Below are 23,197 nucleotides of genomic sequence, written 5' to 3' on the forward strand. Positions count from 1 at the left end.
ACGGCTTGTGCGCAGCTGGGCAGACTGCGGCTTTTCCGCAAGAGCCGCCGCCATGCAACAATTCCTGATCATCGCCCTCGCCCACTTCCTCGCCCTGCTCTCGCCCGGCCCGGATTTCTTCCTGGTCGCGCGCTCATCGATCAACAGCGGCTGGCGCATCGCCAGCGGCGCGTGCCTGGGTATTGCCCTGGCCAACGGCGCGTTCATCGTCATGGCCTTTACCGGCCTTTCGGTGCTTCAGGAAGGCACCTTTCTGTTCATGGTTCTGCAGTTGGCCGGTGCCAGCTACCTGCTGTACATCGGTGTGCTGTTCCTGCGCCATGCCGGGCAAACCAGCATGAGCGCGGCAACGGGCAAGCAGGCTGTGCAAGGCTGGTGGCATGGCTTGGGCATGGGTTTGCTGTCCGGCCTGCTCAACCCCAAGAACGCGCTGTTCTATGCCAGCCTGGCCAGCATGGTGGTCAGCGCCAGCGCCGGCTGGAAAGCAGCCTACGCGCTGTGGATGTTCAGCATCGTGCTGCTATGGGACCTGCTGGTTGCCTTGGCCATCGGCAACCCACGGGTACTGCGGCGTTTCGCCCGCAGCCTGGGGTGGCTGGAACGGGCCTCAGGGCTCATGCTGGTGCTGCTGGCTGCGGCGTTGCTGTTTCACCTGGCCTGGGGCTGACCAGTTTCAGCGTGCGCATGTCCATCAAGGTGAAATGGCCGCTGGCCCAGCCACCCGTGTCCAGATGCCAGACATTACCCAACTGCTTGGCCTCCAGCACCGGTGTGTGGCCGACCAGCAAGGCACGCAGGCCGTTCACCGGCCGGGTGTCGCCAAACTTCAGTCGCCGCCGCGACCACTGGCACACTTCACGTACTTCGGGGTTGTCATCCAGTTCCAGCCAGCTCCGCAATTCTGCCCATTCGGCAAATGGGCTGTCGGCATGCAACAGGCCTACCAGGCCTGCTGCACTTTCAACCTCTATCGCAATCGGCAGTTGCTCGAAACGCTGCACGAAAGGCAACTGTTCGGCCCGCGGCAAGTCAAGAAACCAGCTGCCCCCAGCGGCGCGGTACATGTCCAGGTCGAGTCGCCCGCCGCGCACGCGGGTAATCGCCAGGGCCTCATGGTTACCTTGCACGGCATGGAACCAGGGCTGCGCCAGCCATTCCAGCGCCGCCTCGCTGTCCGGCCCACGGTCGACCAGATCACCTACGCTGAACAGGCGATCCACGGCCGGATCGAACCCTACCGCATCCAGGCAGTGTTTCAGCCGCTGGAAGTGACCATGGATATCGCCGACTGCCAAGTCCCGCCCGCGCAGGTTGGCCATCAGACGCCGAAACCGTCCCATTACAATCGTCCTCTGCTGGTCGCGCCACGCCAGGGGTAAAATGGACCTACACGCCACTCATTGCGCAGGTGCTTCATACGTACCGCCCTTTTATGTGCCGTGCTCATGGCGCTTTCACTGAACAGCATGGCACAAGGCACCCCAGCCGCGCAGGTGGAGGTGCGTTTCGATCATCCGGAAAAATTCCGCCGGCAAAGCCGACCAGCAAGCCCGGCAACGGGTCAGCGACAAGATGTACCTCAGCCGCCCCGGCCGGGCCGCCAGCAGCAGCGAGCGCCTGCACGCCGAAAAGGCCATGCACGACGACTGGTTCCGCCAGCGCTTCGCCGCGCCCCCGGCTTCCTGAAAAACCCTTCACTGGTACAGGCGTTGATGCCGGTAGTATGCTCGGCGTTCAACCTGTACCAGGGAAGGGTTTTTCATGAAGCTATGCGCCGTGCAACTGGCCTCGATCAAGGGCGATGTGCCGGGTAACCTGCAGCGCCACCTGGCCTGCATCGAACAGGCTGCGGCCCTTGGCGCCGAAGTGGTGGTGTTCCCTGAGCTGTCGCTGACTGGCTATGAGCCAAGCCTGGCGCGCCAGACTGCCTTGCCGATCAGTTCGGCACGGCTCGACCCGCTGCAGGCAGCCTGCGACCGCCTCGGCATCAGCGTTGCCGTTGGCCTGCCGCTGCCGACGCCGGACGGCATCCGCATCGGCATGCCGATCTTCCGCCCCGGGGCGCCGCGCCAAGCCTATGCCAAGCGGCGCCTGCATGAAGACGAGCTGCCCTGGTTCACCCCCGGCGACCAAAACGTGCTGCTGGAAGTGGGCGAGCACCGCCTGGCACCCGCCATCTGCTACGAATCGATGTTCATGGCGCACGCCGCGGCAGCGCACGAACACGGCGCCGACCTGTATCTGGTCAGCGTGGCCAAAACCGCCAAGGGCATCCGCGAAGGCTACGCGCATTACCCCGAGGTGGCGCGCGAGCTCGGCATGCCGGTGCTGATGGCCAACTGCGTGGGCCCTGCCGACACATTCATCGGCGCCGGTGGTTCTGCCGCCTGGGACAGCCAAGGGCGCTTGCTGGCCAGCCTGGATGAGCGCAGCGAAGGACTGGTGCTGCTGGACACCGCCAATGCCAGCGCCGTGACGTTGCCGTTGGACCCGCACCCCGCATGATTTATCTGTTTCTGGTGTTGCTGAGCTACGCCTGCACCTACTACGTGGTCGGCTTGATCATTCACGGCCAGCTGGCCGATGTGGCCGAAGGCCTGCGCCACCGGCCCGATGCCCCGACGCCCGGCGAATACCTGCGTGAAGTCCGGCCACATGCCAGGCGAGCCCACCGGCATTACACCCTGCTGGCAGGCTCGGCGCTGACGGTATTGGCCTGCCTGGTCGCCAGCTGGTTCTGCTGACGCATTACAGGTCCAGGGCCAAGGTCTGCCGACCCTCCAGCGCCAACAGGTACTGCTTGGCCGCCAGCCCGCCGGCAAACCCGGTCAGGCTGCCCGAAGCGCCGATTACCCGGTGGCAAGGTGCGATGATCGAGATGGGGTTGCGGCCATTGGCGGCGCCCACCGCGCGTACCGCGCTGGGGTTGCCGATCTGCCGGGCGATGTCGCCATAACTGCGGGTCTCGCCAAAGGGTATCGCCAGCAGCGCGGCCCACACCTGGCGCTGGAACTCGGTACCGGCAAAATCCAGCGCCAGTTCGAACCGCTGGCGCTTGCCGGCGAAATACTCGCCCAGCTGGCGGGCGGCTTCCCGCAGTACCGGCGACTGGTCGTTACGGTGCAAGGCCCCCAGGCGCACGCGGTTTTCCCGCTCCTGTTCCCACAGCACGGCGGCCAGGCAGTCGCCGCGGGCTACCAGGGTCAGCGTGCCGACGGGCGATGGCATGAAGGTGAAGGCGCTGGACATCAGCAGGCTCCTGGCAAGTTGCGATCAGCGAACTGTACGCATCCACAGCCCTTCACGCACTCGCTTTCTTGCTCAGGTAATCGCGCAGCCGGCAATCTGCCTTGCCTGACTGAGGTTGACCTTGGGTATCAGCTCGGTCGGTATCCGCGAGGTCGCCGACAGGTTGTAGACGTGGAAGTGCTCGTTGACCACCTCGCGGGCCATCAGCGTCAGCGATGGCAGGATGCGGCTGTCCCAATGCTGGTCGAGCCCGCACGGTGAGCATGGGCCCTGGCCTTGTTCATAGAAACGGCCTACCGCCTGGTCCAGGTCCACGCCTACCAGCAAGACCTCTTCGAAGCCCAGGTGGTAGGCCAGTTGCAGGGCCACATACGCCACGGTGCGTGCATCGAAGAAGCCATGCGCCAGGTCTTTGCTGAAGGCGATCGAGCGCGTGCGCTTGCTCCACAGGGCACGGTTGCACACACAACTGCCGCCGTGGCCGCGCAGGCCATCGAGCAGGCCCGGCGTATCGGCCTTGTGCAAGGCATAACGCTCGGCGTCGGGCGCTACCTCGGCACCTGAATACTGTTCCGGCCACAGTGCCAGGCGCTGGCTGTCGCGCAGCGCGATGGCGAACAGGGCCGGCTGTTGCAGGCGGAAGCTCTTGTCGGTACACACGTAGAAGAACGGCCGGATGCCATGTTCGGCGGTCATGGCAACCGACCCGTTCATGGCGATGATGGGCAGGTGCGCGAACTCGCCCAACGGAAAATGCCTGGCGGATGCGCCCGAAGCGAGGATCACCACGGGGCCATGCTGGGTATTGCGACACGCCTCGAAACTGGAGAACGCCCCGCGTTCAGCGCTTGGCTGCGACGGAAGTGTGTTCATCAATGGCTTCTTTGGGCTGGACAGTTCAAACCACGATACTGATCCCTGTATTACGCCGTGGCCGCTTTTACTTAACTTTACCCAAGAGAACAGTAGTCAACGGACGCGTCCCGCGCTTGCCAGGCGCCGGGGCCGGATAGCCCTGACGCCGGGTCGCAACCTACAGCTCAGCCAGGCGGATGCGCTTCTTGTCGATCTTGCCGACACTGGTCCTCGGGATTTCACTCACGCAACGCAGCTGTCGCGGTATCGCCCACTTGTTCAACTGCCCGCTGTCGACATACGGCTGCAGGTGGCGGGCCAGCGCTGGTTGATCCAGTAGCTCACCGTCATAGCAGACCACCAGGGCCAGGGGTTGTTCCCCCCACTTTGGGTCAGCAATACCGATCACCGCTACCGACGCGACGGACGGGTGCTGGCTGATGAAGTTCTCCAGCGCGACCGAGCTGACCCACTCGCCGCCGGTCTTGATCACATCCTTGATACGGTCGCGAATGCGCACCACGCCCGCCGCGTCGATGCAGGCCAGGTCACCGGTGTGCATCCAGCCCCCCAGCCACAACGCTGCACCCTGCTCCGGTTCATGCAGGTAGCCTTGGGTCAGCCACGGCGCACGCACCACGATCTCGCCCAGGCTTTCGCCGTCGTGGGGCACCGGCGCGCCCTCGCTGTCGACGATGCGCAGGTCCACCATGGCGATTGGCACGCCGGCTTCGATGCGCATTGGCAACTGCTGCGCCATCGGCGATGCCAGGAGGTCGGCGTTCAGGTGGGTGATGCTCAGCAGCGGGCAGCTTTCCGACATGCCGTAACCGCAATGCACGCGGATGCCACGCTCGCTGGCGCGCTGCGCCAGGCCCAGGGTCAGGGCACTGCCGCCCAGCAGCATTTTCCAGCCAGTCAGGTCGGTGCAGCGCCCTTGCTCGCTGTCGAGCATCATTTGCAGCACGGTGGGCACGCAATGCGAAAAGGTCACCCCCTCTTCACGGTAAAGGCGTACCAGACGGTCAGGTTCGTAGCGCCCGGGATAAACCTGCTTGATGCCCAGTGCAGTGGCCACATAGGGCACGCCCCAGGCATGCACGTGGAACATCGGCGTAATGGGCATGTACACATCACCGCTGCGCAGCAGCGGCTGCTCGCCGCATGCGGCCAGGGTGCCCTGTTCGACCAAGGTATGCAGCACCAGTTGTCGATGGCTGAAGTACACCCCTTTGGGGTTGCCGGTGGTACCGCTGGTATAGAACAGCGTGGCCAGCGAGTGTTCGTCAAAGTCAGCAAATTCAAACACCGGTTCGGCGCCCGCCAGCAGGTCTTCGTACTCGCCCAGCAGCGCTACACCCAGTGGCGCGGGAGCCCCGTCACTGAGGCGGATGAAGCCCTGTACGGCAGGCAAATCTGCGTGCAGCTGCTGCATCAACGGCAGAAAGTCGTCATGCACCAGCACCCACCGGTCCTCGGCATGGTTCATGGTGTAGCGCAGCTGCTCGGTGGACAGCCGCACATTCACCGTGTGCAGCACCGCACCCAGCATGGGTACGGCAAAGAAGCACTCCAGCGCCCGATGGCTGTCCCAGTCGAGCAAAGCCACCGTGTCGCCTGGCCTGACCCCGGCGGCAGTCAGCACGTTGGCCAGCTGCTGGATACGTAGCAGCAGCGTGGTGTAGGTGTAGCGCAACCTGTCGGCGTAGACGATTTCCTGGTTGGGCTGGTAACGCACGCCAGACAGCAGCAGGCGCTTGATCAGCAGCGGGTAGGCATAGGCATGCTCGGCCGCCGGCATGATGCGCGTGGTAATCGTGCTTGAGGGCTTCACAGTTGCCAGCCCTCGAGCAGGTACAGGCTATCGCTGCCGGCCCTGACACTGGCACTGAGCGAGTGAATGCGGGGCAACAGGCGCGCGAAGTAGAAACGAGCGGTACCCAGCTTGCTCTGGTGGAACGGCTCGGCTGCAGCCTGGTCCTGGCAGACCACGGCCATGCGCGCCCACAGGTACGCGTAGAAGGTGTAGCCAAACACCTGCAGGTATTCAACCGCCGCCGCGCCAAGCTCCTGCGGGTTGCCCTGGCCCCGGTCCAGCAACCAGGCCGTAAGGTCATCGAGATTGCGCACAGCGGCGAGCAAGGGGGCGCTGAATTCGGCGTATTGCGCAGGCAACGCTTCGGCATAGGCGACGATTTCGTCAGACAGGCTGCGATACGCCTTGCCACCCTCACCGAACAGTTTGCGCCCTACCAGGTCGAGCGCCTGGATGCCATTGGTGCCTTCGTAGATCTGGGTGATACGGCAGTCGCGAATCAATTGCTCCTGACCCCATTCGCGGATATAGCCGTGGCCACCGAGTACCTGCTGGCCGTGCACGGTGGTTTCCAGCCCCATGTCGGTCATGAAGGCCTTGGCCACCGGCGTGAGCAACGCGACCTTGGCCTCGGCCCGAGCGCGAGTGCCTGGGTCTTCACTGTACCTGGCCAGGTCAAGCTGCAACGCGACGTAGGTGGAAAACGCCCGCCCGCCTTCGTTCAGTGCTTTCATGGTCAGCAACATGCGCCGCACATCCGCGTGGACGATGATCGGGTCGGCGCTTTGCGCCGGCGCCTCGGCCCCCGTCGCAGCCCGGCCCTGCAGGCGGTCGCGGGCATAGGCAAGGGCGCCCTGGTAAGATCGCTCGCCCAACGCCAGGCCCTGAATACCCACGCCCAGGCGCTCGTAGTTCATCATGGTGAACATGGCATTGAGGCCCTTGTTCGGCTCGCCCACCAGGTAACCGACGGCGCCGTCGAAGTTCATCACGCAGGTGGCCGAGGCCTTGATGCCCATCTTGTGCTCGATCGAACCGCAGCTCACTGCATTGGCCTCACCCAGAGCGCCCTCTGTGTCGACCAGCACCTTGGGCACCAGGAACAGCGAGATGCCCTTCGGCCCTGCCGGCGCATCCGGCAGCCGCGCCAGTACCAGGTGAATGATGTTCTCGGTCAGGTCCTGCTCGCCGCCGGTGATGAACATCTTGGTACCGCTGATGCAGTAGCTGCCATCGGTGCCTGGCTCGGCGCGGGTGCGGAGCAGACCAAGGTCGGTGCCGGCATGGGGCTCGGTGAGGCACATCGAGCCAGCCCAGCGGCCTTGGTACATAGGTGGCAGATACAGGGCCTTCAAGGGCTCGCTGGCGTGATTGAGCAGCGCCAGACAAGCGCCGGCAGTGAGCATCGGATAGAGGCCGAACGACAAGTTGGCCGCGTTGAGCATTTCTTCGAGCTGCGCAGCGATAACCTTCGGCATCCCCATGCCGCCGTACTCCGCAGCCCCGGCTACGCCCACCCAGCCGTCATCGGCAAATGCCCGGTAGGCGTCGACGAAGCCGTCGGGGGTATGAACCTGGCCGGCTTCCCAGCGGCAGCCTTGCTCATCGCCGCTGCGGTTGAGCGGCGCCACCCTTTGTGCAATCAGCTTGCCTGCCTGTTCCAGCACGGCCCGGGCGGTGTCAGCATCGACCTGCTCGACCAGCGCAGGCGTTTGCGCCCACCAGGCCGGGATGTCGAACACTTCGTTGAACAGGAAAGCCATGTCGCGCAGCGGCGGAAGGTAATCAGACATGAGGCGAACACTCGGTTTTTGGGGTTGGCGAAAGCGTTGCGGCCTGGGCTTCGGCAGGCGCCGGGGCACCCTGGCCGCGCAGGAGGAAGTGCGACAGCGCCGGTATCAGCACCAGCGCGCCGAGCATGTTCCACAGGAACATGAAGGTCAGCAGCAGGCCCATGTCGGCCTGGAACTTGATCGGCGACCAGGCCCAGCCGACCACGCCCACCGCCAGGGTAATGCCGACCAGTCCCACCACCCGGCCGGTGAAAGCCAAGGCCTTCTGGTAGGCCTGGGCCAGGCTCAAGCCGGCGCGCTGGTAGTGCAGTTGCACGCTCAGCAGGTACAGCGCGTAGTCAACGCCAATCCCCACCCCCAGTGCGATCACTGGCAGGGTGGCGACCTTGACGCCAATGCCCATGGCCACCATCAGCGCCTCGCACAGCACCGAGGTCAACATGAGCGGCAATATCGCCACCAACGTGGCGCGCCAACTGCGGAAGGTGAGCAGGCAGAACAGTGTGACCGCCAGGTACACCAGCAACAGCATGCGATGGTTGGCCTCGCGGACCACCTCGTTGGTGGCGGCTTCGATACCGGCACTGCCGGCGGCCAGCAGGAACTGTTGCCCGTCACCGCTGTTGGCGGCGGCAAAGCGTTCGGCCGCTGCGGCCACCTGCGCCAGGGTGTCGGCGCGGTGATCCTTGAGGTAGGCGATCACCGGCATCAGCGAGCAGTCGTTGTTGAACAGTTCCGGGGCGTTGACCGAGGCCTGCTGGGCCGCGTAGTTGAGCACGTCCTGGTTGCGTTGCAGGCTGTTCAGGCGGGGGTTGCCTTCGTAGGTACCAGCGGTGATCTGGCGCACGGCATTGGCCAGCGACACGGTGGTCTGTACACCCGGCAGCTGTTGCAGCTCCCACGCCAGGCGGTCGGCGAGCAGCAGGGTGCGGTATTGCAGGCAGCCTTCTGCAGCGGTCTTTACCATGACCGCGAAGGTGTCGCTGGACAGCGCGTAGTGTTCGGTAATGAAGGCGTTGTCGAGGTTGTAGCGTGAGTTTGCCCGCAGCTCGGGGGCGCCGCTGTCGAGGTCGCCAATTTTCAGTTGCAGGCTGCCCCAGGTGCCCAGCGCCGCCAGCGCCAGGGCAACCAGCAGAGCGGCGCTGGCCCATTTGCGCTCGGTGAAGCGCTCAAGCAGCGCCCATGGATTGACTCGCCGAGGTGCGCCGCCACTGTGCAAGCGCCCTTCCCCGCGCAGGGCCCAGCGCGCATCGATAGCCAAAGCTCGCTCGGCAGCCGTGCTGCCCACACCGACATAGGACAGTGCCACCGGCATCAGCAACAACGACGTGAAGATCAGCACCGCCACACCAATACTGGCAGTAATCGCCAGGTCCTGGATGACCGGGATGTCGATCAGCATCAGCACGGCAAAGCCCACGGCATCGGCCAGCAGCGCGGTTACCCCGGCCAGGAACAGGCGGCGAAAGGTGTAGCGCGCTGCGACCTGGCGGTGGGTGCCGCGGCCGATGTCCTGAAGAATGCCATTCATCTTCTGCGCCGCATGGGACACACCGATGGCAAAGATCAGGAACGGCACCAGGATCGAATACGGGTCGATGGCATAGCCCAGCCAGGCGACGATGCCCAGCTGCCACACCACCGCAGTCAGCGAGCACAGCACCACCAGCAAGGTGCTGCGCAGGCAGCGGGTATAGCAGTAGATGATCAGCAGGCTGGTGAGCACCGCCAGGGCGAAGAACGCCATCACCTCGATCAAGCCGTCGATCAGGTCGCCCATCAGCTTGGCAAAGCCGATGACATGGATACGATACTGGCCGCTGGCCTCGTAACGGGCGCGCAACTGCTCGAGCTTCTGCGCGAAGGCGTGGTAGTCCAGCCCCTTGCCAGTGGCCGAGTCCTGGTCGAGCAGCGGCACGATCAGCATGCTCGACCTGAAGTCACGCGCGACCAGGCTGCCGACAATGTTGGCGCGTTCGATGTTCTGGCGCAGTTGCTCGATGTCTGCCCTCGCACCCTGGTAACTGTCGGGCATGACCGGGCCACCCTGGAAGCCTTCTTCGGTGACTTCGGTCCAGCGCACGGCGGGGCTCCACAGCGACTTGACCCAGGCGCGGTCCACGCCCTGGCTGAGAAACAGCTCGTCGTTGATGTGGCGCAGGGTCTGTAGGTAGCCCGGATCGAAAATATCGCCTTGGGTGTTCTCCACCACCACCCGCACCGCGTTGCCCAGGCCGCGCAACGAGGCGCGGTTTTCCAGGTAGTTGTGGATATACGGGTGGCTCTGCGGCAGCATCTTGTCGAAACCGGGCCGCAGCTCCAGACGGGTCAGGGCCATGAAGCCCAGCACCAGGGTAGCCAGCAGCATGCACAGCAGGAACGCCAGGCGGTGATTGAACACCAGGCGCTCCAGGCCGTTGCCCGAACGCGGGTCGAAGTCAGCGAGGTTGCGAATTACCGGCAGGGTATCTTGGCGGGTAGCGGCCATCAGGGTCTTCTCTTGTTATGGGTGCGACGGGGGATTACCGGCCTGGTTGCGTACGCCCCGCTCGCCCACCAGCACCAGGCCGTTGCCTGCATCGGTGGTGAGCGCGGTCACCGGGCTGCGGGCGCTTTGCGGCACCGGGCTGAAACTGGCGCCGTCATCCTGGCTAAGCAATAGCTCGCCGGCCTGGCTGGCCAGCCACAGCTGCCCGTCACGGTCGATGCCGGCAGCGGTAAGGCTGCTGTTCACGCCGGTGGAGACCGGCTGCCATTGCCGGCCGCCATCCGTGCTGCGATAGGCGTGACCACGCAGGCCATAGACCAGCAATACGCCGCGCTTGCCGACAGCGCCGAACAGCGTGCCGGCGTAGGGTGTGGCAATGCGGCTGAAGCGCTTGCCGTCCCATTTCAGCAGCAAGCCCTGTTCGCCAGTGATGTACAGGTCGTCACCCACCGCCGCCAGGCTGGTCAGGTGCAGACCTTGCGGGTTGTCGCTGTGGTCCAGCCACGGCTGCCAGTGCGCGCCACCGTCAGTGGTGCGCAATAGCAGGTTGAACACGCCCACCGCGTAACCATTGCGGGCATCGCTGAACCACACGTCGAGCAAGGCATTGTCGGCACTCGCAGCCGGCAGCTGTTCGGCCAGCGCGCGGCCGTCCAGCTGCCGCTGCCAGTGCCCACCACCATCGCGGCTGTGCAGCACCACACCCTCGTGGCCGACCGCCCACCCCAGTTCGGGCGTAGCGAAACTCACGGCGTTGAGGTCAGCGCTGACCGGCACCTCGGCCTGTTGCCAGTGAGCGCCGTGGTCATCGGAGTACAGGATGTGCCCGCGCGGGCCCACCGCGACCAGGCGCTGCCCGGCCAGGGTCACATCGCGCAAGGCGCTGCTGGCGACCAGCGCGCTGGGCATGGCGGGCACATCCAGCACGTCGGCAAAGGGCGCCGCCATGGCTGCGCCGTGCAGCGCAGCCATGGCCAGCATCAGTGCGCTGCAGCGTTTGAAGACAGACATTGGCCACCTCTGCTCCATGGTTCAGCGAATGCCATTGCCGGCCAGCGACTCGGGCGACCATTGGGTCTTCGACAGCGGGTCGATGTAGCGGATGCCGCCATAGGCGCCGACCACGCCATTGAGGTTATAGGTGCCACCGATCAGGTCATGGATCATGAACGGGGTGGCATCCGGGGTCTGCTTGTCGTAGCTCTGCGTGAGGAAGGCGAACGACCCGCGGTACAGCTGGCCACGGGCGTCGTACTGGTCCGAAGCCAAAGCGATCCAGCTGTCTTCGTCGAGGTAGAAGCGGCGCTTGTGGTAGATGTGCCGTGCGCCGTCCTTCAGCTTGCCCTCCACAACCCACACGCGGTGCTTCTCCCAGCGTACGAACTGCGGCGCCAGATGGTTGGGCGTGGTCAGTTGCCTGACGTCGGTGTTGTAGGTGAGCTGGTAGGTGTTGTACGGCACATACATTTCCTGCTTGCCGACCAGGGTCCAGTCGTAGCGGTCCAGCGCCCCGTTGAAGACGAACACGTCATCGTAGGTACCCGAGCCCGAAGTGCCCGGGTTGGGCGTGTCGTATGCCAGGTTGGGTGCCAGCTTGACCCGGCGCTGGCCCGGCAGGTACTGCCAGGCACTGCGCGGCTGCACCAGCGGGTTGGCGGCATCACGCAACATCATGGCTTCGCCGGCACGGCGCGCGGGCCCGGTGTACACCAGTTTCATCTGGTAGTAGGTGTCCTTGGCGCCAATCGGCTTGTTCATGTCTTCGTATATCGGGTAACTGATGTTGGCCTGGCCGGTGGTCGACAACGTGGGCTTGCCGGCAGCATCGACGTTCCATGAGTCGTATTTGGCAGTCATGCTTACGCCTTGGTAGCGCAGCAGGAAGTTCCACATCGCTTCGGCACCGTTCTGCGGGATAGGGAACGGGATGCCGGGTAGCACATTGTCGACTGCACTACCGCCTTCCTGGCTGTGGGCACCGGTGGCGTTTTTACGGGTGTTGTCGAGCACCGCCTGGGGCAACGCCACGCTACGGTGGGTCGGGAACACATCCACACGGTAGCTGGGGTAGCGCTTGAGCAGCTCCAGGGTGGTGGCGGTGAGCTGGTCCTTGTACTGCGCGGCGTTGTTGCCATCGATGACCAGCAGCGGCTTGTCGCTGGCAAACGGGTCGGGACGCATGCTGGCGCCGCTCTGGTAGCCGGCGGGCGGGGTCAGCAGGCCGCCCTGGTAGGCCGGGATCGAGCCATCGGCGTTACCGGCTTTTTCCGCGCCGATGGCGGTCAGGCTGGTGCCCAGGCGTGCGGCCTGGTCGGGGGACACAGCGGCCTGGGCAGTGCTCAGGGCGGCCAGTGACAGGCACGAGGCCAGCAGGGTTGGTACGAAGTTCATGATGGTTGTCTTCCTGTATGGGCGTTAGGAAACATGACTCAGAAGGTCGTCTTGACGGTCAGGTACAGGGCCCCGCGGTCCTCGGTGGTGGCACCACCGCCGGAGAAGGAGGCGTAGCCGCCGCCGTAGCAGGTGTAATCCTGTTCGCTATCCAGGGCGTTGGGGGTGCTGCCGTCGGTCTGGCCGTCCTTGCAAGCCTTGGCCTGACCGAAGCTGTCGACGTACTTGAGGTCGACGAAGTACTGGTTGTAGATGGCCGCGCTCAGGCCCAGCGCATAGTTGCCAGTGTTCTCGGCGCCACCGCCTTGCACCGGCGACACACCGTCGATGCCCACGTTGATCGACAGCGGCAGGCTCAGGTCCATGCCCGGCAGCACCTGATACCAGGTGGGGGTGAAGTTGACGGCGATACCCCAGTTGTCCCGTGTAGCCTTGTCCAGGCCGCGATAGCTGCTCTTGCCCTTGTACAAAGCCTGATTGTGGCTATCGAGCTTGAGCAGGTTGCTGTAGAACAGCTCGCCCAGCAGGGTTGCCGCGTCGAACAGCGGTGTGTCGCCAATGGTCATCAGGCCGTTGACGGTGAAGTGCAGCGTGTCGCCGGTAGCACTCAGGCTGTCGCCATCCCTGGGCACGTCGTAGACCACACCGCTGCTGGGCAAGCGCGCGGGCAGCAGGCCGAAACCGCCGCCCAGGCCGCCCTGGCCAGGCGCGCTGACGATTGCCGGGATACTCGCCAACGGCATGTTGTGGCGGATGTTCAGGTCACTGCCGACGCTGATACCGCCGACATCCCTGGAAAGGCTCAGGCCATAGATATCGATGTTGTCGGCATAGGCGAACTGGTAGGTCGGGCTCTGCAGCGAGTTGTACAGGTTGCCTACCGCGCCTTGGCGGCTGCCCGGCGGGTTGCCGAACGGGCCGTTGGCAACGCTCATGCCGCGCGCGTCGAGCCAGGCCTGGGGCAGGATTTCCGAGGTCTTGCGGTAGTAGAAACCAAGGGTGCCACCCAGCCAGTCCGGTGCCCATTTGGCCATGACGCCCCAATCGCCGCGCTTGCCCGGCGTCAGGTCGTGGCCACGGCGAAGGGTGGTCAACGCCCCGCGCACCGGAATAAGCCCCGGTGTCCCGGTGTGCCCCAGCAGGAAGCTCTGCGCACCCTCGCCTACCACATCCGCGCCACCATAGTAGGTACCAGCCTCAGGCAGGCGAGCGGCGTCCCAGTCGAAGAAGTACTGCGCAGCCACGCTCAGTTCAGCGTTGACCAGAAAGGAGGTCGACAGCTGGTTACGCGGTACGAACAGTTCCTTGGCCTCGGTGCCCGGCGAGGCGGCCAGCTTGGCCAGGTCCAGACCGGACTGACCATAGCTCAGCGAGTGCACCGGGTTGAGCAGCGTTTCCCCCCAGAACAGATTGTGCTGGCCGAGTTTGGCGCTGACCTGCGAAGCCTCACCCACGTCACGGCTGATGAATACGAAGGCATCCAGCACTTCGCCCGACGGGCCACTGTAGTAGCGTTGGGCATAATTGCTCAGGTGCGGGCTGCCAAGTGGCACGCCGGTACCCGGCAGGCCGTTGAGACTGGGGTTGATGCCCGACTGGTCGCCGTTGCCATTGACGAACGGGTTGCTGTTGGAACCGGCGTTGTCATAGGCCTTGTCGTACCAGCTGGCGGTGCTGACGCGCAGCCCGGTATTGCCGTGGTACACCACGTCCAGTTCGGTCAGCAGATCGACCCGGTTGCTGATAGTGCTGCCGGCCTTGCGAAAGTTGTAGTCGCCGTCGTTGCTGTTGGGCGTGCCCAGCATGCGCTTATCGGCACTTTCGGTACGCACGCCGTAGTTGTATTTGACGGTATTGTCGAAGCGCACTGCCCAGCTTTCATTGCCAGTATCGACTTCGAAAGCCTGCGCGGCGGGTAGCGCAAGCAAGCCGATGGCGCAGGCGAACAGGCAGCGCTGTGGCTTCACGGCGCGGTGAATGCGGTGTTCAGGCATTACGATGGCTCCACGTATTGTTATTGTTTTTTAACCAGCCCGTCTTGCGCGGGCGTGGTTGGGGCGTCCATGCACTATTACAGGTGGGCACTGTCCATTCGGCGGATCAGCGCTTCGGCCAACGGCCAAGGGCCGAAACCGGAGGCCGGGTTGAGGTGGCCCACGGCGCCCAGGTTGACCAGCTCACTACCCCACCGACCGGCCAGTACGGCGGCGGCGGCGTAGGAGGCCAGGGGGTCATTGCTGCTGGCCGCAACGATGCTGGGGAACGGCAGCGGCATTGGCGGCAACGGTGACCAGCCCTTTTCTGCCAGGCTGGACGGGCTGGGGTAATGCGCTGGCCAATCAGCGTCGAGGTCTGGTGGCGCTGCCAGCAAGGCGCCCTTGATGGGGCGTCGGTAGCGCGCCGCCCAATGCGCGACCATCAACACGCCGGCACTGTGGGCCACCAGCAGCACCGGGCCATCAATCTGTTCCAGCTCGCGCTGGATCGCTTCGACCCGGGCGTTGCAGCAAAGCCCGTCAACCTGCAGCGGCGGCACGCTACGCACCTTGGCCAGGCGGCTGGCGAGCAGGGTTTGCCAATGCTCGGCGACATGGTCACGCAAGCCTGGAACGATCAGCACGGTGGCAGTGGTTTGCAGTTTTTCCACGGTGAACCTCGTGTGCGGGTATGTCGCTTGAGGTTCACAGTAAACAGCCCCTCCCCCGAGTGCTTCACATTGGGCGTCAGGCACTTTTCATTTGATGACAAGGCCCCGACAGCACTTTGCTTTTCAATTCATGACACGCACGCTATAAAAAAGCGAACTGCATGTCGGCCCAGCCAACTACAAAAAAAACCGCATGGAAAACAATAAAAATGCCCGCTTTAGTCCGTGCTGCCAGCTTGACCAACTACCTGGAGGTATCCCGCCACCTGGGGCTCAACCCGAATGCGCTGCTGGCACAGGTTGGCCTTGGTGCAGCGTTGCTTGACGACCCCGACCGGCGCATTCCGGTCGCTAGCGTCATCAGCTTGCTGGAGGCCTCTGCCAAAGCCAGCCAGTGTGAAAGTTTCGGCTTGCGCATGGCCGAGTTGCGCCAGCTGTCGGACTTCGGTGAAATCAGCCTGCTGCTCAGTCACCAACGTAATCTGCGCGACGCCCTGCAGGTCATCGTGCAGTACCGCCACCTGCTCAATGACGCCCTGGCCATTCACATCGAGGAAGCCGGCAAGACCGTGGTCATCCGCGAAGAGGTGATCAACGAGCGAGCGCCTTGTAGCCGCCAGGCAACCGAGCTGGCGATTGGCGTGATGATGCGTCTGTGCGCGGCCCTGCTGGGCGGCCAGTGGCACCCGATCAGCGCCAATTTCACCCATGCCGCCCCTGCCGACCTGGCCATTCACCGACGCATCTTTGGCTGCACACTGGTGTTTGGCAGCGAATTCAACGGTATCGTCTGCCCCGCCGCCGACCTTGACAGCACCAGCCCGCAGGCCAACGAAGCCATGGCGCGCCTGGCACGGCGCTACCTGGACACCCTGCCGGCCGGCAGCCCAGCGTCGCTGGAGCTGGAACTGCGCAAGACCATCTACCTGTTGCTGCCCATGGGGCGGGCCACGCTCGAGCAAGTGGCGCAGACCCAGGGCATGAACGTGCGCACCCTGCAGCGGCGGCTTGAAGAAAGCGGGTTGACCTTCAAGGACCTGATCAACAGCGTGCGCCGCGACCTGGTGATGCGCTACCTGGAAAACCCCAACTATTCGCTGGGGCGCATCGCCGACATGCTCGGCTATTCGATGCCCAGTTCGTTCACCCGCTGGTTCATCGCCCAGTTCGGCATGCCGCCAGCCAGTTGGCGCATGCAGAACAGTGACCCACTTGCGTCAAGGCCACCGGGCGTTTGAAGCGGGCTTGCTGGCGCCAGGGGAATCTGGCGCCATCGGCTTTGCGGACTATTCGCTGTCGACGCAGATGAACACCTCGTCACCCTCGCGCTCCACGGGGTAACTGACAACCCTGAGCGCCGTGGAATTGACCAGGTACCCACTGGCCAGGTCAAACCGCAGCCCATGCGCGCAACACTGGATCACCCGGCCTTCCAGGCGCCCGCCGCACAAGGACGCGCCCTGGTGCGGACAACTGTCGGCGATGGCGTAGAGTGAGTCGGCCACATTGAACAAGGCGATGCTGCGGCCCTCGCAGGCGAGTAACACGCGCGCACCGCGCGCCGGTACCTGCGTGGGGAGCAGTCGGATGCGTCGGCTCATGCCTGCTGCGCCTCATGCAACGCTGCGGACATGCCTGCAAACAGCGCCTCGGCCGGCTGCAGCCCGGCAATCAATGGCCTCTGGTTGAAGCGGTAGCATGGCACCGCGCTGCCGGCACGCCCTGCCCCGGCGAGAAACGGGCTGCCATCGTCACGCACACAGTCGATGATCTGCGCGGCTTCCAGCCCGCAGCCTTGGGCGATAGCCAGCAAGGTGGCGCTGTCGCCCAGGTCGCGACCCTGGTGGAAGTAGGCAATGAACAGGCGTGCCAGCAAGTCTTCCAGCTGCCTTGGGCTGAGCACGCTGGCGGCCCGTTGCACCAGGCGGTGGGCATTGCCGGTGTTGGGCATGCGCTTGATACGCGAAAAATCGATATCCTCACCGACCACTCGGGCCGCTTCACGCACCTGGGCCTGGCGCTCGCGTACCGCTTGCTCGCTGCCCAGGCGCTGCCGGTAGAAGGTAGTGAAAGGCAGCCCCTTGGCGGGCAGCCCCGGCAGCAACTGCACGCCCCGCCAGTGCAACTGCACCTGTTGCCCGGGGTAGCTGCGCTGCAGCAGCAGCAAGGCCGCTTGCAGGTGTCGTTGGCCAATCAGGCACCAGGGGCAGACGAAATCGAAAAATACCTCGACAGACAACAGCTGTTTCACGTGTTCAACTCCTGAGTTGCAGACGTTCCATGTCGCGGTGGTAGTGACGTTTGGCGGCAAAGAACACCGCCGCCGCAGCGATGCTTGCCAGCGGCACCAGCTGGAGCGCAGCCTGCAGGCCGATGTGGTCCGACAGCCGGCCAGTGATCAATGGCCCGGTGGCCAGGCCCAGCAGGTTGTTGGCCAGGGTCAGGGTGGCGAATGCCGTGCCATGCACTGCGGCATGGGTCAGGTTGGCGACCATGGCGCTGGAAGGGCCGTTGGTGCCGGCGGCGATCATCATGCCCAGGCAGATCAACAGCAGTTGCGCAGTGCCGACTGGCAGCGCGAAGGCGATGCTCAGCAGCACGCAGCTGCCCAGGCAGTAGGCAATCGCCAGGCTGATCTTGCGGTCCGGGCGCTGGCGCCCGAGGCGGTCGCAAAGCATGGCGCAGAGAATCATGCCGATGCCACTGCACAGCACGATGACTGCGGCGATAGCCCCCGCCCGGTCGGTGCCCATGGCGTAATAGCGGTTCAGGTAACTGGGCATCCAGACGATCAGTGTCCCACCGACGAACAGCTGCAGGCCGCTGCCGACGTAGGCGGCAATGACCGAGCGGCTGCCGTACAAGCTTCGCAGCGGGTGGCTGGGCTTGCCTTGCTGGCGTTGCGCACAGCCAGGCGCAATGCGTGCTTCCTTGACGATCAGTGGATACAGCATGGCCAGCACCAGCCCGAACAGGGCCATGCCGGCGAACGCCCAACGCCAGCCCAGATGCTGCGCCAATGCGCCGCCCAAGGCCATGCCCAGCACCGAGCCGAACATCCCGCCGGCCATAAAGGCACCGGCCAACGTCGAGCGCATGTCGCGAGGAAACACCGCTACTACCACGGCAATGCCGACACTGCCGTAGGCTGCCTCGCCGACGCCGACCAGGAAGCGTGCGATGAACATCTGCGGGTAGTTTTCTGCCAGGGCGCACCCGAGGGTCGCCAGGCTCCACAGCACGGCCATCAGCACCAGGCTGCGCACCCGGCCGAACCGGTCGGCGAGCAGCGACAGCGGGAAGGTCAAGAGGCCGACCATCAGCGCAACAATGCCGCTGAGCAGGCCGAGCTGGCCGTCGGTCAGCGCCCATTCGGCTTTGAGCAGCGGGAACACCGCGTTGAGTACCTGACGCGACATGTAGTCGGAGATCAACAGGCCGAAGGTCAGCGCGAAAACCACCCAGGCATAACGTCGGGGCACGCTGTGGGCGGTTTCGGTAGCGCAATCTTCGGCACTGGCGAGGTAGGTGGCCATGTTGCCTCCTTGGGAGTGGGACTTGAATGTCGCTTTTGTTGTTATAGGTAACAGCCAGAACTGATGTTGCGCTTGGGGCTTCTTCGCGGGCGTGCCCGCGAAGCGCCAGGGCGTGCTTCGTCAGGTACGCTGCGGCACGCCTTTCTCACCGGGCTGGCGGTTGGGTGCCATGCCGTTGCGTTCGAGGGTCTGCTCGACGCTGTGGTACTGCTGCCCGATACGGTAAATGGCGCGGGCCTCTTTGCCGTTGGCAATCTCACGGCCCAGTTCGTGGGCCACGCGCACGGTCTGCTGGATCTGCTGCACCGAGGTGAAGCGCTTGCCGTGTTGGTCGATGATGGTGTCTTCGTTGCCGCAGCGCGGGTGCAAGCCCATGGCCAAGGCCATGGTGTTGAACGGCAGGACGTTCTTCAGCAGCGATTCGGCAGTCAGGGTGCAGCCGTCTGGCGCACGGTGGATGAAGTTGAAGAAGTTGAACGGGTTGGGGCCATCGAAGCCGCCACCAATACCGATCCAGGTCAGGTTCAGCGGGCCCATGTAGTCGCCGCGACGGACGATGCGCTCAAGCGTTTCCAGGGCATGCATGCCGGTCAGCTGAAAGTGCGGCTGGATGTTGCTGGCCTGCAGGCGGCGCAAATGCTCGCGGACCCAGGCCGGGCCGGCCGGTACGGTCATCTCGCTGTAGGCGGCGTGGATCGCCGGGCTGGCCAGCGAGGTGCCTTCGAGGTACTGCGGGTACAGCAACTCCATGATGTTCATCTGCGTGGTGTTGATGGCCACGGTCACCTGATCGGGCCGCGGCGTCAGTTCGGCGAGCATGTGCCGGGTGTCGTCCGACAGCCATTTGGCGGCCTCGCCTTCGCCTTCCGGGGCGAAGGAAATCGAGCCGCCGACCTGGATGATCATGTCCGGCACCGCTTCGCGCACCCCGGCGATCAGCTCATTGAATTTGGACAGCCGTTTGGAGCCTTTGCCATCCAGCTCACGCACGTGCAGGTGCAGCACGGTAGCGCCTGCCTCGAAGCAGTCGACGGCCTTCTGCACCTGCTCGTCCATGGTCAGCGGAATGTCTTCAGGGAAATCTTCGGGCATCCACTCCGGGCCATAGGGGGCCACGGTGATTACCACCTTTTCCATGTTTTCCGGGTGCAACGAATCGTCGAAGAATTGCATGCTGTAGTCCTCGCTATTGTTATTGTGCGGTTGCCGCCAATGGCGGCAGCAGGCTTAAAACGTGGGGCTGCCCTGGATGCCGGCGCGCTCCATCTTGCGGTGGCACGGCGGGTAGTCCATGACCGCGTAGTGCTGGGTACTGCGGTTGTCCCAGATGGCTACGCTGTTGGGCTTCCAGCGCCAGCGCACCTGGTACTCGGGCAGGTAAGCCTGGCTGAGCAGGTAGCGCAGCAGGTCGCTGGCGCCGGGGTTGGCATCCTGGCCAAAGCGCACCCGCTGCGGGGTGTGGTAGTTGCTGAAATGGGTGGTGAAGGCGTTGACGAACAGCACCTGCTCACCGGTATCCGGGTGGGTGCGTACTACCGGGTGCTCGGCATCCGGAAACTGCGCCCTGAGCGCCAGGCGCTTTTCCATCGGCATGGCGGCGCCGAAGCTGGCTTCGATGCTGTGGCGGGCCCGCAGGCCTTCGATCCTGGCTTTCACATCGGCGGGCAGGTTGGCAAAGGCCAGGACCATGTTCGCCCACAAGGTGTCGCCACCCACCGGTGGGCATTCGATACAGCGAAGAACGCAGCCCATGGGCGGTGAATCGCGCCAGGTGGCGTCGGTATGCCAGGCATTTTCATAGCGGTCGTTGGGCTGATCCGGGCGCTTGTAGATCCGCACCAGGCCCGGGTGTTCAGGGTCGCTGCCGGCAACCGGGTGATCCTCCAGTTCGCCGAAGCGACGGGCGAAGGCCACATGCTCGGCGCGACTGAAGTGCTGGTCGCGCAGGAACAGCACACGGTGCTGGAGCAACTGCTGGCGTAGCTGGGCGAACAGGTCGTCGTCATGGATCGCGTCGGCCAGGTTGACACCCCTCACCTCGGCCCCGATCGCGCAGGTCAGTTGTTCGATGTGCATGCAGTTGCCCTCTTCAGATGACGAAGATCGACGAGCCGGTGGTCCTGCGGGCTTCAAGGTCGCGGTGCGCCTGAACCGCATCCTGCAAGGCGTAGTGCTGGTTGATTTCGATACGAATGCGGCCGCTGCTGACATGGTCGAACAACTCGCCCGCCAGGTCGGCCTTTTCTGCCGGGTCGGCGATGAAATCGGCCAGGGCCGGCCGGGTCAGCTGCAGCGAGCCCTTGATCGCCAGCAACTGCGGGTCGAACGGCGCGATGCTGCCCGACGCGGTGCCAACGCAGACCATAAGGCCGCGGCGCTTGAGCGAATCCAGCGAGCCGCTGAAGGTGTTCCTGCCGACACTGTCGAACACCACGTTGACCCCTGCCCCATCGGTCAGTTCGCGCACGCGACTGGCCACGTCTTCGAAGCTGTAGTCGATGACGTGGTTGCAACCATGGGCGCGCGCCACCTCGGCCTTGGCCTCGGTAGAGACGGTGCCGATCACGTTCAGCCCCAGCAACCGCGCCCACTGCGCGACGATCAGGCCTACGCCGCCAGCGGCAGCATGCAGCAGTACGCTGTCACCGGGTTTGAAGTCATACAGCCGGCGCAGCAGGTAGGCTGCCGTAAGGCCGCGCATGGTCATGGCGGCGGCCGTCTCGAAGGCGATGGTTTCCGGCAGCTTGATCAGCGCAGCGGCGGGCACCAGGCGCTCGGTGCAGTAGGCACCCAGGGTATTCAGGAACCCGGTGTAGGTCACCCGGTCACCCACCTCGACTTGCGTCACGCCCGCACCCAGCGCCTCGACCACGCCCGAGGCTTCCACGCCAATGCCATTGGGCAGCGGAATCGGGTAGGTGCCGTTGCGGAAGTAGGTATCGGCGTAGTTCAGGCCCACCGCTACCTGGCGCAAGCGCACTTGCCCCGGACCCGGGTCGCCGACCTCGGCGTCCTCGTAGCGCAGTACCTCGGGGCCACCGGTCTGATGGAAACGTACGACTTTGGACATGCTTGTCTCTCCAATCATCGATCTGGACGCCAGGCGTCAGTGCTGGGTGACTGGACTTTATGCCCTTGGCAAGCGGGGTGCTTCGCATCGGACGACAGCGGATTAGCATTTGATGACAGCGGCCGTTATGACCTTGTGATTAGCCGGAACAGAACTGAGCCCTGCAGTGTTTGTACGGGTCCAGATGCTTGAACGCAGCCAATCTGACGAGGTGAACCATGACCATCGAAGCAGAGACTCTCGCTCAACTGACCCAGGCGCTGAGGGCCCAGGGTGCAAGGCGTATCGCCGACCTCGCCTTCATCCGCGCGCCCTATCGTTGCGACCACCGTTGGGTGTGCAACATCGTACGTCGACACGGAACGCGCTGAACCGTCAATTATTGATGAGCCTGCTTGATGCTTATCCATGGCACGACTAATACTTAGGTCTCTGCCTGGGGAGGCACGAAACATGCAACCAAGATTCGTTATCGTTCCGGCTGTGCCCATCGAGAAGGAGTCGTTTCGCGTGGCGGGCCGGTATTACGCCGCTACCGTCTGCGGGGGATTCGACATTTACGACAACCACGCCAAGGAAAGGCTCAAACCCAGCTACTCGAGCAAGACGGACGCGCAGTTGCGCTGTGAGCAGATGAACAAGCGGGGTGATATCGGGTGATGCAGGCCCGGTAGCACTCGGTTCCCTGAGCAAGGTGGACACCACCGCGTTCATGAGCTGCGCCGAGTGGAGCTATACCCAGCACACGGCCCGCCTGCCCAGCATGGGCGGATCGAGCGGCTCGGGTTACTGAGTCAGTCCAGGCATTCCCTTGCAGCCTGGCGCAGCTTGTCGCCCGACAGGAAACTGCCTTTGTAGAACGTCGCACGGCTGCCGTCGTGGGAGTCGATGACGTCCAGCACATCATCGCTTGCCACGGCACTGGGCGCTGTCAGCCGGTAGCCGTGGGCAATCGACTTTTGCGTGGCCTGGGGCGCCAGCGCCTGCCACTTGGGCAGTACACAGGCGGCGTATTGTTGCGGCGATTTGTGCGTCAGCTTGCTGGCGGTGGGTTTACCAGGCGTTGCGCAACCGGTGAGCCCGGCAACTAACGCAAAAGCGAGAAAGGTACGAAACATAGGCATTTGCAATTGGCCGTTATGGATACGCTGCATTCTAGCCAGACGTGCGCCCATATACCAATGAACCAAAGTCTTGCAGACCCGCCCGCCCGGTTGACAGAACGACAACAAGTCGACGACACCAAGACCACAACCATCCCTGTCAACTGCACCCTGCCGATAAATATTTAATTGAACTCAAGGAACGAATCCACTCTGCGCTGCTTCTGATGAGCAACAGGCAGCGACAGT

Annotated in this window: 22 protein-coding genes and 1 pseudogene; 6 read left to right on the forward strand and 17 right to left on the reverse strand. The window is 64.1% G+C overall.

Going from position 1 to position 23,197, the window contains the following annotated elements:
• Positions 1-52: 52 nt before the first annotated feature.
• Positions 53-667 carry a LysE family translocator gene (locus AC5O5I_RS14965; protein WP_172225184.1) on the forward strand — a complete coding sequence of 205 codons (615 nt, stop codon included), beginning with the start codon at positions 53-55 and terminating at the stop codon, positions 665-667.
• Here AC5O5I_RS14965 and AC5O5I_RS14970 read toward each other — a convergent pair.
• Positions 615-1,340 (reverse strand): metallophosphoesterase, encoded by a 726-nt coding sequence (locus AC5O5I_RS14970; protein WP_172225181.1) that lies wholly within the window; start codon positions 1,338-1,340, stop codon positions 615-617. The two genes, AC5O5I_RS14965 and AC5O5I_RS14970, sit on opposite strands and share 53 nt — an antisense overlap.
• Before the next feature lie 75 nt (positions 1,341-1,415).
• Here AC5O5I_RS14970 and AC5O5I_RS14975 point away from each other — a divergent pair.
• The 3 genes and pseudogenes from AC5O5I_RS14975 to AC5O5I_RS14985 all read left to right on the forward strand — a co-directional run bounded on the left by AC5O5I_RS14975 (position 1,416) and on the right by AC5O5I_RS14985 (position 2,744).
• Positions 1,416-1,686 (forward strand): annotated as a pseudogene (locus tag AC5O5I_RS14975) (hypothetical protein).
• Positions 1,687-1,761: 75 nt separating this feature from the next.
• Positions 1,762-2,505 carry a carbon-nitrogen hydrolase family protein gene (locus tag AC5O5I_RS14980; RefSeq protein ID WP_172225178.1) on the forward strand — a complete coding sequence of 248 codons (744 nt, stop codon included), beginning with the start codon at positions 1,762-1,764 and terminating at the stop codon, positions 2,503-2,505.
• Positions 2,502-2,744 carry a hypothetical protein gene (locus AC5O5I_RS14985; protein ID WP_172285458.1) on the forward strand — a complete coding sequence of 81 codons (243 nt, stop codon included), beginning with the start codon at positions 2,502-2,504 and terminating at the stop codon, positions 2,742-2,744. The genes AC5O5I_RS14980 and AC5O5I_RS14985 overlap by 4 nt, the downstream gene beginning before the upstream one ends.
• A 4-nt stretch (positions 2,745-2,748) precedes the next feature.
• Here the strand turns inward: AC5O5I_RS14985 and AC5O5I_RS14990 are convergent, their stop codons facing one another.
• From AC5O5I_RS14990 to AC5O5I_RS15030, 9 genes are all read right to left on the reverse strand, one after another.
• Entirely contained in the window at positions 2,749-3,249 is a 501-nt protein-coding gene (locus AC5O5I_RS14990; RefSeq protein WP_172225173.1) for a methylated-DNA--[protein]-cysteine S-methyltransferase, read from the reverse strand.
• Between the two features lie 72 nt (positions 3,250-3,321).
• Positions 3,322-4,122, reverse strand: a complete 801-nt coding sequence (locus AC5O5I_RS14995) for a WaaZ-like lipopolysaccharide core biosynthesis protein (protein ID WP_172225171.1) — start codon at positions 4,120-4,122, stop codon at positions 3,322-3,324.
• Between the two features lie 160 nt (positions 4,123-4,282).
• Positions 4,283-5,905 (reverse strand): fatty acid--CoA ligase, encoded by a 1,623-nt coding sequence (locus tag AC5O5I_RS15000; protein ID WP_494512765.1) that lies wholly within the window; start codon positions 5,903-5,905, stop codon positions 4,283-4,285.
• A 29-nt stretch (positions 5,906-5,934) separates the two neighbouring features.
• Positions 5,935-7,713 (reverse strand): acyl-CoA dehydrogenase C-terminal domain-containing protein, encoded by a 1,779-nt coding sequence (locus AC5O5I_RS15005; RefSeq protein ID WP_494511050.1) that lies wholly within the window; start codon positions 7,711-7,713, stop codon positions 5,935-5,937.
• Positions 7,706-10,201: an efflux RND transporter permease subunit gene (locus AC5O5I_RS15010; RefSeq protein WP_494511051.1), complete on the reverse strand. Its 2,496-nt coding sequence runs from the start codon at positions 10,199-10,201 to the stop codon at positions 7,706-7,708. The genes AC5O5I_RS15005 and AC5O5I_RS15010 overlap by 8 nt, the downstream gene beginning before the upstream one ends.
• 15 nt (positions 10,202-10,216) lie before the next feature.
• Positions 10,217-11,212 carry a WD40/YVTN/BNR-like repeat-containing protein gene (locus tag AC5O5I_RS15015; protein ID WP_172228082.1) on the reverse strand — a complete coding sequence of 332 codons (996 nt, stop codon included), beginning with the start codon at positions 11,210-11,212 and terminating at the stop codon, positions 10,217-10,219.
• 21 nt (positions 11,213-11,233) lie between these two features.
• A complete protein-coding gene (locus AC5O5I_RS15020) occupies positions 11,234-12,592 on the reverse strand; it encodes a DUF1329 domain-containing protein (RefSeq protein WP_172228084.1) in 1,359 nt (452 codons plus the stop codon).
• Positions 12,593-12,630: 38 nt separating this feature from the next.
• Positions 12,631-14,586, reverse strand: a complete 1,956-nt coding sequence (locus AC5O5I_RS15025) for a DUF1302 domain-containing protein (RefSeq protein ID WP_494511052.1) — start codon at positions 14,584-14,586, stop codon at positions 12,631-12,633.
• A gap of 77 nt (positions 14,587-14,663) precedes the next feature.
• Entirely contained in the window at positions 14,664-15,239 is a 576-nt protein-coding gene (locus AC5O5I_RS15030; protein WP_494511053.1) for an RBBP9/YdeN family alpha/beta hydrolase, read from the reverse strand.
• Between the two features lie 209 nt (positions 15,240-15,448).
• Between AC5O5I_RS15030 and AC5O5I_RS15035 the strand changes: the two genes are divergently transcribed.
• Entirely contained in the window at positions 15,449-16,477 is a 1,029-nt protein-coding gene (locus AC5O5I_RS15035; RefSeq protein ID WP_494511054.1) for an AraC family transcriptional regulator, read from the forward strand.
• 48 nt (positions 16,478-16,525) lie between these two features.
• On the opposite strand, the gene AC5O5I_RS15040 is transcribed toward AC5O5I_RS15035, so the two are convergent.
• The 6 genes from AC5O5I_RS15040 to AC5O5I_RS15065 all read right to left on the reverse strand — a co-directional run bounded on the left by AC5O5I_RS15040 (position 16,526) and on the right by AC5O5I_RS15065 (position 21,845).
• On the reverse strand, positions 16,526-16,840 hold the full coding sequence (locus AC5O5I_RS15040; RefSeq protein ID WP_172228092.1) for a Rieske (2Fe-2S) protein: 315 nt from the start codon (positions 16,838-16,840) through the stop codon (positions 16,526-16,528).
• Positions 16,837-17,490: a DsbA family oxidoreductase gene (locus AC5O5I_RS15045; RefSeq protein WP_494511055.1), complete on the reverse strand. Its 654-nt coding sequence runs from the start codon at positions 17,488-17,490 to the stop codon at positions 16,837-16,839. The genes AC5O5I_RS15040 and AC5O5I_RS15045 overlap by 4 nt, the downstream gene beginning before the upstream one ends.
• 4 nt (positions 17,491-17,494) lie before the next feature.
• Positions 17,495-18,775, reverse strand: a complete 1,281-nt coding sequence (locus AC5O5I_RS15050) for an MFS transporter (RefSeq protein WP_494511056.1) — start codon at positions 18,773-18,775, stop codon at positions 17,495-17,497.
• Positions 18,776-18,895: 120 nt separating this feature from the next.
• Entirely contained in the window at positions 18,896-19,948 is a 1,053-nt protein-coding gene (locus tag AC5O5I_RS15055) for a beta-keto acid cleavage family enzyme (protein ID WP_172228098.1), read from the reverse strand.
• 54 nt (positions 19,949-20,002) lie between these two features.
• Complete coding sequence (locus tag AC5O5I_RS15060; RefSeq protein ID WP_494511057.1) at positions 20,003-20,851, reverse strand: TauD/TfdA dioxygenase family protein; 849 nt, start codon at positions 20,849-20,851, stop codon at positions 20,003-20,005.
• Positions 20,852-20,864: 13 nt separating this feature from the next.
• Entirely contained in the window at positions 20,865-21,845 is a 981-nt protein-coding gene (locus tag AC5O5I_RS15065) for a quinone oxidoreductase family protein (protein WP_172220373.1), read from the reverse strand.
• Positions 21,846-22,298: 453 nt separating this feature from the next.
• On the opposite strand from AC5O5I_RS15065, the gene AC5O5I_RS15070 reads away from it, so the two are divergent.
• Positions 22,299-22,505: a hypothetical protein gene (locus AC5O5I_RS15070; protein WP_172220370.1), complete on the forward strand. Its 207-nt coding sequence runs from the start codon at positions 22,299-22,301 to the stop codon at positions 22,503-22,505.
• Between the two features lie 134 nt (positions 22,506-22,639).
• Here AC5O5I_RS15070 and AC5O5I_RS15075 read toward each other — a convergent pair whose 3' ends face one another.
• The gene (locus AC5O5I_RS15075; RefSeq protein ID WP_172288254.1) at positions 22,640-22,999 is read right to left on the reverse strand and encodes a hypothetical protein; all 360 of its coding nucleotides are present in this window, start codon (positions 22,997-22,999) and stop codon (positions 22,640-22,642) included.
• Between the last annotated feature and the right edge of the window lie 198 nt (positions 23,000-23,197).

Source organism: Pseudomonas sp. 9_2_1 (assembly GCF_059295275.1).

Coding starts and splice junctions, on each gene's coding strand:
- AC5O5I_RS14965 (WP_172225184.1), top strand. CDS start 53: ATGCAACAATTCCTGATCATCGCCCTCGCCCACTTCCTCGCCCTGCTC.
- AC5O5I_RS14970 (WP_172225181.1), bottom strand. CDS start 1,340: ATGGGACGGTTTCGGCGTCTGATGGCCAACCTGCGCGGGCGGGACTTG.
- AC5O5I_RS14980 (WP_172225178.1), top strand. CDS start 1,762: ATGAAGCTATGCGCCGTGCAACTGGCCTCGATCAAGGGCGATGTGCCG.
- AC5O5I_RS14985 (WP_172285458.1), top strand. CDS start 2,502: ATGATTTATCTGTTTCTGGTGTTGCTGAGCTACGCCTGCACCTACTAC.
- AC5O5I_RS14990 (WP_172225173.1), bottom strand. CDS start 3,249: ATGTCCAGCGCCTTCACCTTCATGCCATCGCCCGTCGGCACGCTGACC.
- AC5O5I_RS14995 (WP_172225171.1), bottom strand. CDS start 4,122: ATGAACACACTTCCGTCGCAGCCAAGCGCTGAACGCGGGGCGTTCTCC.
- AC5O5I_RS15000 (WP_494512765.1), bottom strand. CDS start 5,905: ATGCCGGCGGCCGAGCATGCCTATGCCTACCCGCTGCTGATCAAGCGC.
- AC5O5I_RS15005 (WP_494511050.1), bottom strand. CDS start 7,713: ATGTCTGATTACCTTCCGCCGCTGCGCGACATGGCTTTCCTGTTCAAC.
- AC5O5I_RS15010 (WP_494511051.1), bottom strand. CDS start 10,201: ATGGCCGCTACCCGCCAAGATACCCTGCCGGTAATTCGCAACCTCGCT.
- AC5O5I_RS15015 (WP_172228082.1), bottom strand. CDS start 11,212: ATGTCTGTCTTCAAACGCTGCAGCGCACTGATGCTGGCCATGGCTGCG.
- AC5O5I_RS15020 (WP_172228084.1), bottom strand. CDS start 12,592: ATGAACTTCGTACCAACCCTGCTGGCCTCGTGCCTGTCACTGGCCGCC.
- AC5O5I_RS15025 (WP_494511052.1), bottom strand. CDS start 14,586: ATGCCTGAACACCGCATTCACCGCGCCGTGAAGCCACAGCGCTGCCTG.
- AC5O5I_RS15035 (WP_494511054.1), top strand. CDS start 15,449: ATGCCCGCTTTAGTCCGTGCTGCCAGCTTGACCAACTACCTGGAGGTA.
- AC5O5I_RS15040 (WP_172228092.1), bottom strand. CDS start 16,840: ATGAGCCGACGCATCCGACTGCTCCCCACGCAGGTACCGGCGCGCGGT.
- AC5O5I_RS15050 (WP_494511056.1), bottom strand. CDS start 18,775: ATGGCCACCTACCTCGCCAGTGCCGAAGATTGCGCTACCGAAACCGCC.
- AC5O5I_RS15055 (WP_172228098.1), bottom strand. CDS start 19,948: ATGCAATTCTTCGACGATTCGTTGCACCCGGAAAACATGGAAAAGGTG.
- AC5O5I_RS15060 (WP_494511057.1), bottom strand. CDS start 20,851: ATGCACATCGAACAACTGACCTGCGCGATCGGGGCCGAGGTGAGGGGT.
- AC5O5I_RS15065 (WP_172220373.1), bottom strand. CDS start 21,845: ATGTCCAAAGTCGTACGTTTCCATCAGACCGGTGGCCCCGAGGTACTG.
- AC5O5I_RS15070 (WP_172220370.1), top strand. CDS start 22,299: ATGCAACCAAGATTCGTTATCGTTCCGGCTGTGCCCATCGAGAAGGAG.
- AC5O5I_RS15075 (WP_172288254.1), bottom strand. CDS start 22,999: ATGCAGCGTATCCATAACGGCCAATTGCAAATGCCTATGTTTCGTACC.